The organism is Mycobacterium sp. SMC-16, assembly GCF_046250085.1.
In the GTDB taxonomy this organism is placed as follows: domain Bacteria; phylum Actinomycetota; class Actinomycetes; order Mycobacteriales; family Mycobacteriaceae; genus Mycobacterium; species Mycobacterium phocaicum.
On sequence record NZ_CP176427.1, the window covers coordinates 4,139,523 to 4,155,452 of the forward strand.

General features: G+C 67.4%; 12 protein-coding genes and 1 tRNA gene. 6 read left to right on the top strand and 7 right to left on the bottom strand.

Annotated features, from left to right (window positions below; all coding sequences use genetic code 11):
- Positions 1-2: 2 nt before the first annotated feature.
- Genes ACJEIK_RS20035 through ACJEIK_RS20050 form a run of 4 tightly spaced genes read right to left on the bottom strand, consistent with a single transcriptional unit; the run spans position 3 to position 3,668 of the window.
- Complete coding sequence (locus ACJEIK_RS20035) at positions 3-1,259, bottom strand: DUF58 domain-containing protein (protein ID WP_064860805.1); 1,257 nt, start codon at positions 1,257-1,259, stop codon at positions 3-5.
- Positions 1,256-2,224 carry an AAA family ATPase gene (locus ACJEIK_RS20040; RefSeq protein WP_064860806.1) on the bottom strand — a complete coding sequence of 323 codons (969 nt, stop codon included), beginning with the start codon at positions 2,222-2,224 and terminating at the stop codon, positions 1,256-1,258. The genes ACJEIK_RS20035 and ACJEIK_RS20040 overlap by 4 nt, the downstream gene beginning before the upstream one ends.
- On the bottom strand, positions 2,221-2,703 hold the full coding sequence (locus tag ACJEIK_RS20045; RefSeq protein WP_064860807.1) for a hypothetical protein: 483 nt from the start codon (positions 2,701-2,703) through the stop codon (positions 2,221-2,223). Before ACJEIK_RS20045 ends, ACJEIK_RS20040 begins: the two co-directional genes overlap by 4 nt.
- The gene (locus ACJEIK_RS20050; RefSeq protein ID WP_064860808.1) at positions 2,700-3,668 is read right to left on the bottom strand and encodes a DUF4129 domain-containing protein; all 969 of its coding nucleotides are present in this window, start codon (positions 3,666-3,668) and stop codon (positions 2,700-2,702) included. Before ACJEIK_RS20050 ends, ACJEIK_RS20045 begins: the two co-directional genes overlap by 4 nt.
- Before the next feature lie 155 nt (positions 3,669-3,823).
- Between ACJEIK_RS20050 and ACJEIK_RS20055 the strand changes: the two genes are divergently transcribed.
- Genes ACJEIK_RS20055 through ACJEIK_RS20070 form a run of 4 tightly spaced genes read left to right on the top strand, consistent with a single transcriptional unit; the run spans position 3,824 to position 9,043 of the window.
- Positions 3,824-5,470 carry an ABC transporter substrate-binding protein gene (locus ACJEIK_RS20055; protein WP_374704231.1) on the top strand — a complete coding sequence of 549 codons (1,647 nt, stop codon included), beginning with the start codon at positions 3,824-3,826 and terminating at the stop codon, positions 5,468-5,470.
- Positions 5,471-5,473: 3 nt separating this feature from the next.
- The gene (locus ACJEIK_RS20060; RefSeq protein WP_061004353.1) at positions 5,474-6,400 is read left to right on the top strand and encodes an ABC transporter permease; all 927 of its coding nucleotides are present in this window, start codon (positions 5,474-5,476) and stop codon (positions 6,398-6,400) included.
- On the top strand, positions 6,393-7,352 hold the full coding sequence (locus ACJEIK_RS20065) for an ABC transporter permease (RefSeq protein ID WP_064860810.1): 960 nt from the start codon (positions 6,393-6,395) through the stop codon (positions 7,350-7,352). The genes ACJEIK_RS20060 and ACJEIK_RS20065 overlap by 8 nt, the downstream gene beginning before the upstream one ends.
- On the top strand, positions 7,352-9,043 hold the full coding sequence (locus tag ACJEIK_RS20070; RefSeq protein WP_064860811.1) for an ABC transporter ATP-binding protein: 1,692 nt from the start codon (positions 7,352-7,354) through the stop codon (positions 9,041-9,043). Before ACJEIK_RS20065 ends, ACJEIK_RS20070 begins: the two co-directional genes overlap by 1 nt.
- Positions 9,044-9,188: 145 nt before the next feature.
- Here the strand turns inward: ACJEIK_RS20070 and ACJEIK_RS20075 are convergent.
- From ACJEIK_RS20075 to ACJEIK_RS20085, 3 genes are all read right to left on the bottom strand, one after another.
- Positions 9,189-9,262: transfer RNA gene (locus ACJEIK_RS20075), tRNA-Met, on the bottom strand.
- Positions 9,263-9,406: 144 nt separating this feature from the next.
- Positions 9,407-12,394 carry a UPF0182 family protein gene (locus ACJEIK_RS20080; protein ID WP_135355312.1) on the bottom strand — a complete coding sequence of 996 codons (2,988 nt, stop codon included), beginning with the start codon at positions 12,392-12,394 and terminating at the stop codon, positions 9,407-9,409.
- An 89-nt stretch (positions 12,395-12,483) separates the two neighbouring features.
- Positions 12,484-13,509, bottom strand: coding sequence for a PDZ domain-containing protein (locus tag ACJEIK_RS20085; RefSeq protein WP_167837881.1), 1,026 nt, complete (start codon positions 13,507-13,509; stop codon positions 12,484-12,486).
- An 89-nt stretch (positions 13,510-13,598) separates the two neighbouring features.
- On the opposite strand from ACJEIK_RS20085, the gene ACJEIK_RS20090 reads away from it, so the two are divergent.
- Both ACJEIK_RS20090 and ACJEIK_RS20095 read left to right on the top strand, forming a co-directional pair.
- A complete protein-coding gene (locus ACJEIK_RS20090) occupies positions 13,599-14,981 on the top strand; it encodes a zinc-dependent metalloprotease (protein WP_060999149.1) in 1,383 nt (460 codons plus the stop codon).
- Between the two features lie 93 nt (positions 14,982-15,074).
- Positions 15,075-15,914, top strand: coding sequence for a TOMM precursor leader peptide-binding protein (locus tag ACJEIK_RS20095; RefSeq protein ID WP_061009647.1), 840 nt, complete (start codon positions 15,075-15,077; stop codon positions 15,912-15,914).
- Positions 15,915-15,930: the final 16 nt, after the last annotated feature.

Consider the following 15,930-nt stretch of genomic DNA (forward strand, 5'->3'; position numbering starts at 1 on the left):
CGTCACCGCCTCGCGGCCCGCCGGCGCGCCGGCATCAACCGCAGCGCCTGGTCCAGAGTGGCAGTCGACGGCCACGGCACGACGTCGACGCCGACGATCCCCATGTCGCGGTACATCGCGTGACGCTGCAGCGCCCACATGCGGGCCAGCGTCGCATCGTGCTCGCCGTCGAACGGCGGCCCTTCCAGCACGTCGACGGCCACCACGGTGTGCCGGCGGTTCCGCAACTCGGTGAGCGCCAACGCGAATGCGGTGTCGAGCAACGTCGAGAAGGCGAACACGATCGCGCCGGGTGGGACGGCCGCACGCGGCGCCAATGTGCCTGTCGTCGTTTCGTATTCACGCCCAACGCACATCGCGGCATCGAGTACGCGGTAGAACTGGCGCTGGCCGATGTCGGCGCCGATCCACCGCGGCCGCGCGCTACCGAGCGCGACGATGCCGGCGCGGTCACCGTTCCGCAGCGCGCTCTGCACCACTTGCGCGGCGCCGAGCACGACTCGCTCCATGGCGGCGGACGCCGGTCCGAGAGGCTGCATGCTCGTATCGATGAGCACGACCACGTCGGCGGCACGGTGGGTCAACCGTTCGGTGACGTGAAGCCGGCCCCGGCGGGCGCTCACCGGCCAGTTGATGGTGCGCAGCTGGTCGCCGGGCAGGTAGGCACGGACGTCCGCGTACTCGACGCCCGGTCCGACGTGGCGAGTGAGGTGCGTGCCGAGCCGGTCGGGCAATTCGATGCGCGGTACCGGTGTCGATTGGGGCGGGGCAACGGGAAAGACGAAGACTTCGGCGGCTTCGACGGTGCCCGTCCCGGCCAGTAATCCCCCGCCCGCCACCGCGTCGACCCTGGCCCGGATCGGATAACGGCCCCAGCGTTCGGCCCGCACCACGACGGTCTGCCGCGGTGCGGCACGGCCCTCGAGAACCTCGATGTCCATTCCGGATTCGACGGACACCGTCACCTCGGCCGCGACGGCCGGCGCATCCGTCGTCGCCCACACCGTCAGCTCCGGTTTGTCGTTCTCGAAGCACCGGGTCAGGCCGGGCCGCCCCTGTACGTACACCGTGGCGGACGGGCGCTGCCAGCTGACCGAGCACAGCACACCGAGCAGCGGCGCCGCGAAGGCGATGAGCTGCCACCGCGGGCCGAGCACCGCCACGGCGAGGGCGATGCCGGTGCAGGTGGCGATGGCCTTCGTGAGCGAGGATGCACGCCAACGCAATTCGACTTCGCGGGGTTCGGTTGCACTCGTCACGACGGCCCACCGCGTGTCCGCGGCACAGGCAGGCGTTGCAGCAGCTGTGCCACGATGTCGCTGCCATGGACGCTGCGTACCCACATCTCCGGCTTGAGACTGATCCGGTGCGAAATCACCGGAATGGCAAGTGCTTTGACGTCCTCGGGAATCACGTAATCCCGGCCGAAAAGCAGGGCACGCGCACGGGCGAGTTGCACGAGATCGAGCTCGGCCCGGGGGCTGGCGCCGACGACCACCTGCGGGTGACTGCGACTAGCTGCCGCCAGCGACACCACGTAGTGCAGGACGTCGTCATGCACCGTCACCTGCTCGACCGACTCGCGCATGGCAAGCAGATCATGGGCATCGACAATCTGATTCACCATCGGTTCGGCGGAACCACGTTCGAGACGGCGGCGCAGCATCACCGTTTCGTCGGCACCGGACAGGTACTTCAGTTCGACTCGGACCGCGAACCTGTCGAGCTGTGCCTCCGGCAGCGGGTAGGTGCCCTCGTACTCGATGGGGTTGTCCGTGGCGAGAACGATGAACGGCGCGGGCAGCCGGTGAGTTTCGCCGTCGATGCTCACCTGACTTTCCGCCATGGCCTCCAGCAGCGCGGCCTGGGTCTTCGGCGGCGTCCGGTTGATCTCGTCGCCCAGCAGCAGGTTGGTGAAGATCGGCCCGCGCCGGAACTCGAACCGGCCGGACTGCATGTCGTAGATAGTCGAGCCGAGCAGATCGGCGGGCAGCAGGTCCGGGGTGAATTGCACACGGGTGAAGGCCAGGCCCAATGCTCGCGCAAAAGACTTGGCGATCAACGTCTTCCCCAGTCCCGGGAGGTCCTCGATGAGCACGTGGCCACCCGCGAGCACGGCGGTCAGGATGAGGGTCAGCGCGGCTCGCTTCCCCACCACCACGCGTTCGATCTCGTCGAGCACCGCCTCGGAATGGGCCGTCGTCAGCTCTGCCGGCATCGTCATAGCCGCTCCAATCGGTGCAGGATTTCATCGAGCGTGGCCCGGCCCGGTCCCGGCTCGCCACGGCTGGACCGGCGGACATCGTGCGGATCCACCCACTGCCACAACTGATCCCCGAATACCATCCGCCCGGTCGCTTGCATCGCGGCCGGATCCCTGGCCTGCTGCGGACCGGTCGCCATGAAGAACTCCCGCGCCAACGTGGGCCGCAGGTGTTGATCCCAGTCGCCGCGCGTCGTCTCCGACCATTGGATCAGCGTTTCGGTGCGAACGATCCAGTCCCGCAACGACTCTTCCGCGTCGTTCCCGGCCGGTTCGACGAACCGCGGTCCGCGGTCGACGAGCCGGCGCCGGACAGCCCACAGCACGAACACTGCGACAACCGCGGAGACCCACCCGACCGCTCGGCGATCTCCGAGGACGAGCATGAGCAGTTCCGCTCCGATCACCAACGTAATCCCGACGATCCCAAGCCTCTTCATGTCAGGCTCCGCAACTCGTCGAGTACCCGGAGCAGCGCCCCGGCGGCGATCTCTCGGTGATGCTCGGTCATGACGTGCGGGCTGAAGCGCGCCTCGGCGAACAAGGCGACCAGCTCGGTCGCGCTGCCGGCATGCAATGCATGGTGTTCGACGGCCCGGGCGAGCACTTCAGACGGCGTGTCCGATTCCTGCGGCGCGGCGCCCGGAGCGTCCGCCAGAGCCCGCTCCATTGCGGCGTAGCAGGCGATGATCGACTCGCGCGGACCGCGGCTGCGGTCGCCGATCTCGGCCAGGCCGAATTCCGCTGCCCGCGTGAGGGTTTCCGGTGTGGACTCCCCGACCATCGGTTCCGGGCCGTCAGGGACCGGCGGCTGCGGTTCGGGAGCACGCCGGCTTCTGCGGACCAGGACACCGCCGACAGCCCACAGCAGCAACATCATCACGGTGGCGGCGAGCAGGTAACCGAAGACGCTGGGCTCCTGTTGCCGAGGTACTGCCGGCGGCTGTGTCGGTGCCGGTGACGGCGGCGGTGAGGGCACCGGGTTGATCGGCGCTCTGTTCTGCGGGGGTTCCGCGAAGGGCAGGACAGGCAGTTGCAGCAGCTGCAGATGTGACAGCAGGAGAAGGATCACCAGCCAGGCGAGGAACACCCCGCCCCCGATCAGCAGCAGACGGCCTACGGGCTTCCAGGTGAGCTTGCCGTCGAACGATCCCGGCAACTGGAAGGTCGCCGACGCGCCGGCCGTCCTCGGACGCCGGCGTGATGCGATGAAGCCGATCGCGACGATGAGCACCGAGACGACGAGCACCGTGTCGATGCCAACCTGGCCCGCGGTGCTGCTCGCCGGCTTGTCGGGGTGCGGGTGACCGCTGCCGGGCAGATACCCGCGCAGCGCCAGGGACACGACGAACAGCAGCACGATCAGCGCGACCACGCGCCCCAACGCCCTGTCGCTACCGTTCATCGGTACACCGCTCGATCGTTCGCCCTGCCTCCATCGTGGCACGTCACAGCCGCCGAAACTGCCGAACAAGCTCGATCCCCTCACGACCTGACGTTCCTCGTCTGGCCGAGGGAATCGAGTTGTGGAAATGTGAGGCGCTCGATCGGAGGTCCGAAGTGAAATGGGCAGCAAGGTCACTGTGCGCAGCGGCGACGGGCGTGGTGCTGGCCGCGTCGGCATGCAGCCTGGAAGGCGCGCGCGGTAACTACGGCACCGGCCCGGACGCGATCATCACCGTCAACGGCGGTGAGCCGCAGAACGGTCTGGTGCCCACCAACACCAACGAGAACATGGGTGGTCGCATTGTCGACTCGTTGTTCACCGGCCTCTACAGTTACACCGCCGACGGCACGCCGGTATTGGCGAACGCGGCGTCCGTGGACACCACCGACAACCAGCACTACACCGTTCACCTCAAGCGCGACTGGACCTTCACCGACGGCACCCCGGTGCGCGCCGAAAACTACGTCCGCGCATGGAATTTCGGTGCGGCCACCATCAATGCGCAGCTGCAGCAGAGCTTCTTCTCACCGATCGAGGGTTACGACGCCGTCGCCGCCGAGGGTTCCCCGCTGACCGACATGTCGGGCTTGAAGGTGGTGGACGACTACACCTTCACGGTGCGCCTCACGAGCCCCAACATCGACTTCAAATTGGGGCTCGGGTTCACGCCGTTCAAGCCGTTGCCCGACGTGTTCTTCGCCGAAGGCGCCGCCAAGTTCGGCGAGCATCCCGTCGGGAACGGCCCCTACATGCTGAAGAGCCCGGACGCCTGGCTGCACAACGTCAAGCTCGACGTCGTGCGCAACCCGAACTACAAGGGTCCGGACAAGCCGAAGAACGGTGGCCTGAGTTTCATCTTCTACAGCAGCTTCGACACCGCGTACACCGACCTCGAGTCCGGCAACCTCGACGTGCTCGACACCGTGCCGGTGAGCGCGCTGGGCACGTACAAGAAGGTGCTCGGCAGCAGGGCGCTGACCAAACCGACCGCCCAGAATCTGCAACTCGGCATCCCCTATTACCTGCCGCATTTCACCGGCGAGGAGGGTCGCCTGCGACGCACGGCTATTTCGATGGCGATCAACCGGCCCGAGATCATCAAGGCGATCTTCCGCGGCGCCCGCGGTGCGGCGCAGGACTTCACCGCCCGGTCGCTACCAGGCTGGGATCCGAACATCCCGGGCAACGAGGTGCTGACGTTCGATCCGGTCAAGGCCAAGCAGCTGTGGGCGCAGGCCAACGCGATCGCCCCGTGGTCCGGCACCTTCGAGGTCGCGTACAACTCCGACGGCGATCACCAGGTGTGGGTGGACGCGCTGTCGAATCAGTTGAAGAACACGCTCGGCATCGACGCGCACGGCGCTCCGCAGCCGACGTTCAAGCAGGTCCGCGACGCCATCACCAAGCGGACCATTCGGACCGCGTTCCGCAGCGGATGGCAGGGCGACTACCCGTCGATGATCGAGTTCCTGCAGCCCCAGTTCGTGACCGGCGCCGGCTCCAATGACCCCGTCTACAACTCACCGGCGTTCGACGCGAAACTGGTCGAGGCCGAACGGGCGCTCGACCCGAACCAGTCGTATGCGTTGGTCAATCAGGCCCAGGCGATCCTGCTGCACGATCTGCCGGTGATCCCGCTGTGGGACTACACGGCGGCCGGCGGCGTCGGGCCGGGTGTGACGGCCCAGCTGACCTGGAACGGTCTGGCCGATTTCACCCAGATCACCAAGGGCGACGTCACCGAGAACACCAAGGGATAACCGATGCTGAGATACGGATTGAGCCGGGTCGGACAGCTGGTGATCGTGTTCTTCGGCGCCACGTTCCTGATCTATGCGCTCGTCTTCCTGCTGCCCGCCGACCCGATCTCCGCGCTGGGCGGCGGCAAGCCCATGTCGCCCGCGCTGATCGCAACGCTGCGCGCGCAATATCACCTGGATCAGCCCTTCTACCTGCAGTACTGGCACTACATCAGCGGCGTGTTCCGGTTGGACTTCGGCACGTCCTTCTCGGGCCAGCCGGTGTTCGACGTGATGAAACGCGCCTTCCCCGTGACGGTCGACCTCGCGCTCATCGCGATCGCCGTCGAGGCGGTGTTCGGTGTGACGTTCGGCGTGCTCGCGGGTCTGAACAAGGGAAAGTGGTTCGACACCACGATCCTGATCGTGACGCTCCTCATCGTCGCCGTCCCGATTTTCGTGATCGGATTTGCCGCTCAGTACCTCTTCGGGGTGCGCTGGCAGCTCGTCCCCGTCACCGTCGGCGGCCACCTCGACGTCTATCACCTGCTGCTGCCCGGATTCGTGCTCGGTGCAGTGTCATTCGCCTATGTCGTCCGGCTGACGCGTTCGTCGATCGCGGAGAACCTCTCGGCGGACTACGTGCGGACCGCCACGGCGAAGGGCTTGTCCCGACCGCGGGTGATCCTCGTGCACGTGCTCCGCAACTCGCTGATCCCGGTGGTGACGTTTCTCGGCGCCGACCTCGGGGTGCTGATGGGCGGCGCGATCGTGACGGAGGGCATCTTCAACATTCCAGGCGTCGGCGGAACCATCTATCAAGCGGTGATCCGGGGCGAGTCGTCGACCGTCGTCTCGTTCGTCACCGTGCTCGTGCTCATCTACCTGGCGTCCAACGTGGTGGTCGACTTGCTCTACGCCGCCCTCGACCCGAGGATCCGCTATGCCTGAGACCCCGACCCACGCCACCCCGTACCCCGGCCAGGAGCGTTTCGTCGCGGGCCCCGACGCGGTCAGCGTCGGGGCTGTCGACGCGGTCGCCGCCGACGTGGATCCCGCAGGCTTCTGGAAGTCGGCGTGGCTCGAGTTGCGAGCCAAGCCGCAGTTCGTCGTGGCGATGGTGCTGCTGGCGCTGATCGTCGTCGTCGTGCTCTTTCCGGGACTGTTCACCAGTCAGGACCCGCACTACGGCTCGCTCGAGCAGTCGCTGCTCCCACCCAGCTCCGAACACTGGCTCGGGACCGATCGGCAGGGATACGACATCTACACCCGAACGATCTACGGCGCCCGCGCTTCGGTGGCGGTGGGCGTGCTGACCACGATCGTCGTGGTCCTGATCGGCGGCCTGCTCGGCGCCGTGGCCGGGTTCTTCGGTGGCTGGATCGACTCGGTGATCGCACGGCTGGCGGACATTTTCTTCGGCATCCCGCTGATCCTGGCGGCGGTGGTCACGATGCAGATGATCAGCTCCCGCACGGTGTTCACCGTGGTGATCGTGCTCGCGATCTTCAGTTGGCCGCAGATCGCGCGCATCGCCCGGTCGGCCGCGATCGCGGTCCGCAACGAGGAGTTCATCACGGCGGCGCGCTCGCTGGGCGCGTCCCGGGTTCGCACCCTCTTCACTCACGTCATCCCCAACGCGCTGGGTCCGGTGATCGTCGTCGGCACCATCTCGCTGGGGATCTTCATCGTCACCGAAGCGACGTTGTCGTATCTCGGCATCGGATTGCCGTCCACGGCGGTGTCGTGGGGCATCGACATCGCGGCCGGGCAGCAGTTGCTCCGCGAGGGCACGCCGATCCTGTTCTACCCCGCCGCGGCGCTGGCGATCACCGTGCTCACCTTCATGATGCTCGGTGACGTCCTGCGCGACGCGCTGGACCCGAAGGCGAGGACCCGCTGATGACGGTGAATGACGGAGCTGCACCGCTGCTCGACATCCGAGACCTGCAGGTCGCGTTCCGGGTGCAGGGCAAGTCGGTGCCCGCGGTGCGAGGCGCGAGCCTCACCGTTTTCCCGGGGCAGACCGTGGCCATCGTCGGAGAGTCCGGGTCGGGCAAATCGACCACGGCCGCGGCGGTGCTCGGCCTGCTGCCGGGGACCGGCACGGTGACCGGCGGTCAGATCCTGTTCGACGGCCAGGACCTGGCCGCCGCGTCCCGCCGCGACTTCGAGAAGATCCGCGGCAGCGGCGTCGGGCTGGTTCCACAGGACCCCAACACCAACCTCAACCCGGTGTGGCGCGTCGGATTCCAGATCCGCGAAACCCTGCAGGCCAATGGCGCGGCGAAGCGGGGTGACGCGCGCAAACGCGCCATCGCTCTGCTCCGCGAAGCGGGCATGCGCGACCCCGACAAACGGGTCAATCAGTTCCCGCACGAGTACTCGGGCGGCATGCGCCAGCGCGCGCTGATCGCGATCGGACTCGCGTGCCGACCGAAGCTGCTGATCGCCGACGAACCGACCTCGGCCCTGGACGTCACCGTGCAGCGGCAGATCCTGGACCACCTCGAGGAGCTGACCACCGAGCTCGGTACAGCGGTCCTGCTCATCACGCACGACCTCGGCCTGGCTGCGGAACGCGCCGGCCACCTGGTCGTCATGTACAAGGGGCGGGTGGTCGAGTCGGGACCTGCCCTGCAGATCCTGCAGGACCCGCACCACGAGTACACCAAGCGATTGGTGCGCGCGGCGCCCTCGTTGGCCTCCCGGCGTGCAGACGGTGAGCTCATCGGTGACCAGGCGCTGCAGCTCAAGGTCACCGAACCCGCCCAGGAGGCGTCGTCCGGTCCTGAGGACGTGGTGGTCGCGGCGAACCTGGTCAAGGACTTCCCGATCCGCGGTGCCGTCCCCTTCCGCGGCGGCTCGACCTTCCGCGCCGTGAACGATGTCAGCTTCACCCTGCGGCGCGGGACGACCACCGCGGTGGTCGGCGAATCCGGCTCGGGAAAGTCGACGGTGGCGCGCATGGTGCTGGGGCTGTTGGAGGCGACCTCGGGCACGGTGCACTTCGACGGAAAAGACGTCACGTCGCTGCGCGGCGCCGCGGCAAAGGAGTTCCGCCGCCGGGTGCAGCCGGTGTTCCAGAACCCTTACGGCTCACTGGATCCCATGTACTCCAACTACCGGGCGATCGCCGAGCCGCTGAACATCCACGGCATCGGAGACAAGTCCTCCCGCACCGCCCGCGTGAAGGAGCTACTCGACCTGGTCGCGCTACCGCAGTCGGTCATGCAGCGTTTCCCCAACGAGCTGTCCGGCGGTCAGCGGCAGCGCGTGGCGATCGCCCGCGCGCTCGCCCTCAACCCTGAGGTGGTGGTGTGTGACGAAGCAGTGTCGGCGCTGGACGTCCTGGTGCAGGCGCAAATCCTCACGCTACTGCGCGACCTGCAGAACGAACTCGGGCTGAGCTATCTGTTCATCACCCACGACCTGGCGGTGGTGAAGGAGATCGCCCACGACGTGATCGTGATGTCCCGCGGCGAGGTGGTGGATTCCGGGCCCACCGACCAGGTGTACGAGAACCCGACGTCCGACTACACCCGAATGTTGATCGACGCGATCCCGGGCGAGACGATCGAGCTGGCGGGCTGATCTGCGGGCGTAGCCGGTCTTTGCGGGCTACGCCGCTGCGGCACAGCCACTCTCGGGGCTTGAATTCCACATGCGCGCTCTGCGCACCGCATTCACCAAATATGAAGAAGGCCCCCGGAGAAATCTCCGGGGGCCTTCTCGCTAGTAGCGGGGACAGGATTCGAACCTGCGACCTCTGGGTTATGAGCCCAGCGAGCTACCGAGCTGCTCCACCCCGCGTCGGTGAATACAACGTTACCCAACGCTGCCGAATGAACCAAATCGTATGGTCAGACAGGGTTTTTGGGACCACCTGGTGAACCTGCGCCAGATGCAGAACTGCCCAACTCCCGAAGGAGTTGGGCAGTTTCTGACTCGTGCGGACTACTTGGCGTCGCGGTACTTGGCCATGGCGTCGTCGAGCTTCTGCAGAGCCGCGCCGTACTGGGCGAAATTGCCGCTCTGCTGGGCCGCACGCATGCCGTCGAGGGCCGCGTTGACATCTTGCAGGGCAGCGGCTTTCGCGGGCGACAGCGTCAGCGGCACGCCAGGCGACTGCACCGCGACCGGCGGGGGCTGCGGTCCCACGGCCGGTGGCTGGACCGCGCCCGGAACGGCCGCCGGAGGCGGCGTGCCGGCCGGCACATCGGTCGGGGCCGGACCGGTCGCGGTGGCGCCGGCACCGGGACCGAAGATGCCGTTGAGGGCGTCCCGGACCGTCGGGCCGTAGCCGACCTTGTCGTTGTACATCATCGCCACACGGATCAGTCGTGGGTACGACGACGCCGCGTCACTGGCGCCTGGCGAGGCGTAAACCGGTGCGACATAGAGCAACCCGCCCTGCCCCACCGGCAGTGTCAAGAGGTTGCCCCAGCGGATCCGGTTCTGGTTGTCCCGGCCGATGACGCCCAGGTCCTGGCTGACGGCGGTGTCGGTACTGATCGCGTTGAACGCCAGCTTGGGACCGTTCACCTGACCCGGGATGGTCAGCACGGTGATCTTGCCGTACGTGGCCGGATCGGAGCTGGCGCTGATGTACGCGGCCAGGAAGTCCCGGCGGAACCGGTTCATCGCGGTGGTCAGCTGGAACGACGACGAATCACCGCCCGTGGCAAGGTCTTTCGCGACGATGTAGTACGGCGGCTGGAAGCTGCTGGCCGTCGGGTTGGGGTCCAGCGGCACGTCCCAGAAGTCCGACGTCGAGAAGAACGTCACCGGGTCGTTGACGTGGTACTTGGCCAGCAGCATGCGCTGGACCTTGAACAGGTCCTCCGGGTAGCGCAGGTGCTCGGCGAGTTCCTTGCTGATGGCCGACTTCGGCTTCACGGTGTCCGGGAACACCTTCATCCACGCCTGCAGCACCGGGTCGTGCTCGTCCTGCTCGTACAGGGTGACGGTGCCGTCGTAGGCGTCGACGGTGGCCTTCACCGAGTTCCGGATGTAGGACACCTGCTTGTCCGGCAACATCCGGTTGACCGCAACCTCATTGGAGTCGGCGGTCGCACTCGACAGCGACGTGAGCTCCGAGTACGGGTAGTTGTCCAGGGTGGTGTAGCCGTCGACGATCCACACCATGCGCTTGTTGACGATCGCCGGGTAGACCGTCGAGTCGGTGGTCAGCCACGGCGCCACCGCCTCGACCCGGTGGGCCGGGTCGCGGTTGAACAGGATCTTGCTGTTCGGCCCGATGACGCTGGAGAACAAGAAGTTCCGCTCGGCGAACTTGGCGGCGAAGACCGACCGGGCCAGCCAGTTGCCGATGTCCACACCGCCGGTACCGCCGTAGGTGTAGTTCTTGGTCTCGGTGTTGGTCTCGTAGTCGTACTCGCGGTCGGCGCCGTTCTTGCCGACGATGGCGTAATCCGATGGCGCGCTGGCGATCACCGGGCCGAAGTACACGCGCGGCTGATCCAGCGGTGCCGGGCCGGGTGAGACGGCCGCGCCGTTGGCGCCGACCACGCTGGCCAGGAACTCCGGGTACCCGCCGTTCTGGTTGGGATCGTTGGCGATACCGCGCACGGTGTTGGCGGGCGAGGCGATGAAGCCGTTGCCGTGGGTGTAGACCGAGTGCTTGTTGATCCAGTCGCGCTGGTTGTCGATCAGCCGGTCGGGGTTCAATTCCCGTGCCGCGACGACGAAGTCGCGCAGCTTGCCGTCGGGCCCGTTGTAGCGGTCGATGGACAGCTGGTCCGGGAAGCTGTAGAAGTTCTTGCCCTGCTGGAACTGGGTGAAGGCCGGTCCGACGATGGTCGGGTCGAGCAGTCGGATGTTCGACGTCGTCGCCCGGTCGGCCGCCACCTGCTCCGCGGTGGCGGGCGCGTTGCCGCTGTAGTCCCGGTAGGTCACCGCATCACCGGTCAGCCCGTACGCATCGCGCGTCGCCGTGATGCTGCGACTGATGTAGTCGCGTTCCTTCTGCGCCGCGTTGGGTTTGACGCTGAACTGTTCGACCAGCATGGGCCAGCCGGCACCGACGATCACCGAGCTCAGCAGCAGCAGGACCAGGCCGATCGCCGGAATCCGCAAGTCCCGCAACACCAGCGCCGAGAACACGGCCACCGCGCAGATCACCGCGATCGCCAGCAGGATCAGCTTTGCCGGCAGCACCGCATTGATGTCGGTGTAGCCGGCGCCGGTGAACGGCTTGCCGGCACGGGTGTGGCTGAGCAGCTCGTAGCGGTCGAACCAGTAGGCAACGGCCTTGAGCAGCACCAGGATTCCCACCAGCGATACCAGCTGCATGCGGGCCGCGCGGCTGAGCGCGCCCTGGCGGCCCGACAGGCGGATGCCACCGAACACGTAGTGGCCCAACAGGTTCCCGACGAGCATCAGGAAGACGCCGACGAACAGGTAGCCGAGCACGAGCCGGTAGAACGGCAGGTCGAAGGCGTAGAAGCCCAGATCCTTGCCGAATTCTGGATCGGTGATGCCGAACGAGCCGCCGTGCAGGAACAGCTGCACCCGCACCCAGTAGGTCTGCGCCACGAATCCGGCCAGCAGCCCGATGAACGCCGGGACACCGATGGCGAACAGCCGCAGCCGCGACAGGACGGTGGCGCGGTAGCGGGCCACCGGATCGTTGGGGCCGGACGCCGGCACGAACACCGGACGGGACCGGTACGCCAGTGCCATTCCCCCGAATGCCACGGCGCCGATGAAGACTCCGGCCACCAGGAAGACCACCAGGCGCGTCACCAGGACGGTGCTGAACACCGAACGGAAACCGACCTCACCGAACCACAGCCAGTCCACGTAGGCGTCGACCAGTCGCGGGCCGACCATCAACAAACCGACGATCAGCAACGCGATCCCGACCAGGATTCGGCTTCGTCGCGTCAGCTTCGGCATCCTCGCCGCAGGCCGCATCCCCACTCGTGCGCTCCAGTCTGTTGAAAGTCTGTATGAAATCCGAAAAGGCCAGCTTGACCTACGACTCTACGCAACCAGGGGTGATCGCACGCTCAGCAGCGGGGCGGTTCGCCACCAGCGGACACGGCGTGCAGGGCGTCGACCGCGCCGGTGAGGTTCTCGACCTTGATCAAGCTGAGTCCGTCGAGGTGGGCCGACACCGCTTCGGCGCAGTTCTCGGCGGGCACCATGAACACCGTCGCGCCGGCCTCTCGCGCGGCCAGCATCTTGTGCGTGATGCCGCCGATCGGGCCGACCTTGCCGTCGTCACCGATGGTGCCGGTACCCGCAACGAACTTGCCGCCGTTGAGGTTTCCGTCGGTCAGCTTGTCCACCACGGCCAGGCTGAACATCAGGCCGGCCGACGGGCCACCGATGTTGGCCAGGTTGAAGTCGATGGCGAACGGCGCCCAGGGCGCGTTGAGCACCGTCGTACCGAGATAGCCGTAGTCCCGGTCCTTGTTGGAGCCCAAAGTGATGGTCGCGACGCCGATTCCGGCGTTCTTGCGCCGGTAGTCGAGCACGACGTGGTCACCCGGCTTGGTCTTCTTCAACAGCGAGGTGAACTCCTCGACGTTGGCCACCGGGATGCCGTTGACCATGTCGATGGCATCGCCCGCGCGCAACTGACCGGCCGAGGGCCCCGGATCGGCGACGGCCTGGACCGTCACGGCCTTCGGGTACTTCAGGTAACTCAGCGCCGCGTACTCGGCGTCTTCCTCGGAGTTCTTGAAGTCGGCGTTGTTGGCCTTGTCGACCTGCTCCTTGGACTTGTCCGGCGGATAGACCAGATCGCGCGGCACCAGCTGCTCGCGGCCCGACATCCACAGCGCCAGCGCCTGGCCCAGCGTCAGCCCGTCGCTCTGCGACACCGTCGTCATGTTGAGGTGCCCCGACGTCGGATGCACCTTGACGTCACCCTTGATGTCGACGACCTTCTTGCCGTCGACCTCACCGAGCGTGTCGAACGTCGGGCCGGGACCCAGCGAGACGAACGGCACGGTCACCACTGACACGAGCACGACGAACACGATGATCGGCACCAGAGCGACCACGAGCGTAGAAATCCGCCTGTTCACGCCGCCAACAGTAAAGCTCGCGGCTAGGTTCGCTGACAGCATGACCCGCGAAGCCACCCGCGGCGCGGGCTGGCAGTACCGTTGACGGTATGGCTGACCTGCCTTTCGGCTTCTCCAGCGGCGAAGACCCCGACCGCGACAAATCCAAGAAAGAGCCTGGACCAGGCTCTTCCGGTGGCTCGTCGGACCCGTTCGGGTTCGGCAACGCGTTCGGCGGCCCCGGCGGCGCCGGCATGCCCGACCTGGGCCAGATTTTCACGCAGCTCGGCGCGATGTTCAGCGGCGCGGGCGCCTCGATGAACAACCCGCAGTCCGGCCCGGTGAACTACGACCTGGCCCGCAAGCTGGCGTCGAACTCGATCGGGTTCGTCAAGCCGGTGCCCGAGCAGACCGCGACGGCCATCTCCGACGCCGTGCACCTTGCGGAGACCTGGCTCGATGGCGTCACCGCCCTGCCGGCCGGCACCACCCGCGCCGTGGCGTGGACGCCGAGCGACTGGCTCGACAACACCCTGAACACCTGGAAGCGGCTGTGCGACCCGGTCGCCGAGCAGCTGTCGACCGTGTGGGTGTCGGCGCTGCCCGAGGAGGCCAAAGCAATGGCCGGCCCGCTGCTGGCGATGATGTCGCAGATGGGCGGCATGGCGTTCGGCTCGCAGCTGGGCCAGGCGCTGGGCACGCTGTCCAAGGAGGTGCTGACCTCCACCGACATCGGCCTGCCGCTGGGGCCGTCCGGCGTCGCCGCGCTGATGCCCGAGGCAGTCGAGGCGTTCGGCGAGGGCCTCGAGCAGCCGCGCAGCGAGGTGCTGACGTTCCTCGCGGCGCGTGAGGCTGCCCACCACCGCCTGTTCAGCCACGTGCCGTGGCTGGCCAGCCAGCTGCTCAGCGCCGTCGAAGCCTTCGCCAAGGGCATGAAGATCGACATGAGCGGGTTCGAGGAAATGGCCTCCGGCCTGGACCCGGCGTCGCTGATGGGCGATCCCGGCGCCATGGAGAAGCTGCTGAGCCAGGGCATGTTCGAGCCGAAGGCCACCCCCGAGCAGGCGGCGGCGCTCGAACGGCTCGAGACGCTGCTGGCGCTCATCGAGGGCTGGGTGCAGACCGTCGTCACTGCCGCGCTCGGTGAGCGGCTGCCCGGCACGTCGGCGCTGAGCGAGACGCTGCGTCGTCGTCGCGCCACCGGCGGGCCGGCCGAGCAGACCTTCGCGACCCTCGTGGGCCTGGAACTGCGGCCGCGCAAGATGCGCGAGGCCGCCACGCTGTGGGAGAAGCTGACCGACGCCGTCGGCGCTGACAAGCGCGACGCCGTCTGGCAGCACCCCGACCTGCTGCCCGGCGCAGCCGACCTCGACGAGCCCGCAGCCTTCATCGACCGGGCACTCGGCGGCGACACCTCGGACCTGGACCAGGCGCTGGCCGACCTGGAGAAGGACCTCAAGCGGGACTCGGGAGACGACCCAGCCGAGGGCTGAGGGTGCCTGTGGATAACTGATTCGCCGAATCGGCGTGCCGTTGGCACAGTTGGGCAGGTGACATCAGGGGTGGATCGCGGCGCCGCGCAGTGCATGTTGAACCCGGCCATGCCGGTGTTGCAGCGGCCCGACGGGACCGTGCAGCTCGGCTGGGACCCGCGGCGCGCCATCGGCATTCGGCCACCGGACGGGTTGACGGTCGGTGACCTGGCAGACCTGCTGCGCGGTATGCAGAGCGGCGTCGACGCCGAGAGCAGCCAGGCGCTCGCGCTGGCCGCCGGGCTGACCGACGTCGACGGCTGGACTGCGCTGGTCGACGCCCTGAACTCAGCGGGACTGTTGCAGACAGTGCCGGATACCGGCCGGCGACCGGTCTCGGTTCGCATTCACGGCAGCGGTCCCCTCTCGGACCTGTTGGCCGGCGCCTTGAACTGTTCCGGAACCCGGGTGCGCACCAGCCGATTCGGTCACGTCGCCGTCACACGGGACGCCGCAGATCTGGTGGTGCTGTCCGATTTCCTGGTGGCCGACCGCCGTCTGGTGCGCGACCTGCACCGTGCCGGGGTGCCGCATCTGCCGGTGCGGATCCGGGACGGCACCGGGCTGATCGGTCCCCTCGTTTTGCCCGGGGCGACGAGTTGTTTGAACTGTGCCGACCTCCACCGCAGTGACCGCGACGCGTCGTGGCCGGTCCTCGCCGCCCAACTGGAGGGCACCGTCGGCAGCGCCGACCGCGCCACCGTGCTCGCCACCGCGGCGGTGGCGCTCAACCAGGTGGACCGGGTGATCGACGCGATCCGCGGCGGCGGGGGCCGCGCAGAGCCACCGCCGACGCTCGACGCCACGCTCGAATTCGACATCGGCTCGCGGACCACTGTGGTGCGCCGGTGGTCGCGTCATCCGTTGTGTGACTGGTGTGATCGACTTTCGTGACAACACGCGTTGCCAT